General features: G+C 68.6%; 2 protein-coding genes. Both read right to left on the reverse strand.

The genetic code is table 11. The features are described from left to right. Positions 1-916, reverse strand: a 916-nt coding sequence (locus ACWIF2_RS40650; RefSeq protein WP_454366728.1) for a beta-ketoacyl synthase N-terminal-like domain-containing protein, incomplete at its 3' end; no start/stop codon positions are given. Beyond that, a partial coding sequence (locus tag ACWIF2_RS40655; RefSeq protein ID WP_454366730.1) for a beta-ketoacyl reductase occupies positions 913-1,715 on the reverse strand: 803 nt, incomplete at its 5' end. The genes ACWIF2_RS40655 and ACWIF2_RS40650, both read right to left, overlap by 4 nt.

Genomic DNA, 1,715 nt, shown 5'->3' on the forward strand with positions numbered 1-1,715 from the left:
CGTCCTGATTCACCGCACTGCCACGCACCACTGCCAGCACCTGATGCCCGTTCCGCCGGGCATCCGACAACCGCTCCAAGAGCAGCACACCCACACCCTCGGCCGGTCCGAATCCGTCCGCTCGTGCCGAGAACGCCTTGCACCGCCCATCCCGCGCCAGCCCGCGCATCCTGCTGAACTCGGTGAAGACCTTCGGGCTGGCCATCACGGTGGCCCCGCCCGCCAGTGCCAGCGAGCACTCGCCGGCGCGCAGTGCCTGAGTGGCGAGGTGGATGGTCACCAGCGACGACGAACACGCCGTGTCCACCGTCACCGCCGGCCCCTCGAAGCCGAACGCATACGAGACGCGCCCCGAGATGACGCTGGACGTGCTGCCCGTCACGAAGTAGCCGTCGGCTTCCTCCGGCTGCCGGGGCAGTCTTGTGACGTAGTCGGACCAACCCGCGCCGTAGAAGACACCGACGTGCTTGCCCCTGAGTGACCTCGTGGGAATTCCGGCCCGTTCGACGGCTTCATGGGTCGTCTCCAGCAGCAGTCGCTGCTGCGGATCCATCGCCAGCGCCTCACGTGGCGGTACGGCGAAGAAGTCCGCATCGAACTCCGCCACGTCCTGGAGGAAGCCGCCTTCTCGTACATAGGTGGTTCCGGGGGTGTCCGGGTCGGGGTCGTACAGGCCGTCGACGTCCCAGCCCCGGTCCTCGGGGATGACGGACACGGCGTCACGGCCCTCGTGGACCAACTGCCACAGGTCTTCGGGTGAGTTGACGCCGCCCGCGTAGCGGCAGGCCATTCCGACGATCGCGATGGGTTCCCGCGCGGCGGCTTCGAGCTGCTGATTCTGCGTCCTGAGCCGTTCGGTCTCCTTCAGAGATGCCCGCAGCGCTCCGACAAGCTGGCTGGTGGAGGCGTCAGTCACGAGCTCTTCCCTTCGGCTTCAAATCGTCCGGTTTCGTCGTTTTCGCCGCGCTCGTCGTGTTCGCCGTGCGCCATGCGGATGAGGTCCGCGAGATCCATCTCGTCGACAGCGCGGATTCTGTTCTCGGTGTCCGCGGCGTGCTGCTCGACGCCGTTTCCGAACTCGTCGTCACCCTCCGCACCGTCCGCTCCCGGGTCGTCCGGTACGAGTGCCGTTCGCAGGTGCCGGGCGAGGGCAACGGGGGTGGGGTAGTCGAAGATGAGCGTGGTGGGCAGGCGGAGGCCTGCCGCGATGTTGATCCGGTTCCGCAGTTCGACCGCTGTCAGGGAGTCGAAGCCCAGCTCCAGGAATCCCCGTTCGGCCTCCACTCCGTCGGGGAGCGCATGGCCGAGGATCGTCGCGGCGTGGCTGCGGACGAGGTCGAGCAGCGTGCGGTGCTGTTCGGCCCTGGTGAGGGTGGTGAGGCGCCGGAGCAGGGCAGCCGGCCCGGAGACCGGGTCCTTGCCGGCGGTTCCGCCTGCTACCCGGCGGGCCGGGTGGGGGCGGGCGAGTCCACGCAGAAGGGCCGGAAAGGCTCCCGCGTCGGCGTGCGCTCGTAGTCCCGCGGGGTCCAGCCTGATCGGTACGAGGAGCGCGTGGTCGGTTCCGAGGGCGGCGTCGAACAGTCTCATGCCCTGTTCGTTGGTGATCGGGGCCAGTCCGGAACGGGAGATCCGTGCGGTTCCGTCGTCCTGGACGTCCTTGGTCATGTCGCTGGTTTGTGCCCACAGGCCCCAGGCGAGCGAGAGGGCCGGGAGTC

The sequence above is a fragment of the Streptomyces sp. NPDC055506 genome (genome assembly GCF_053643595.1).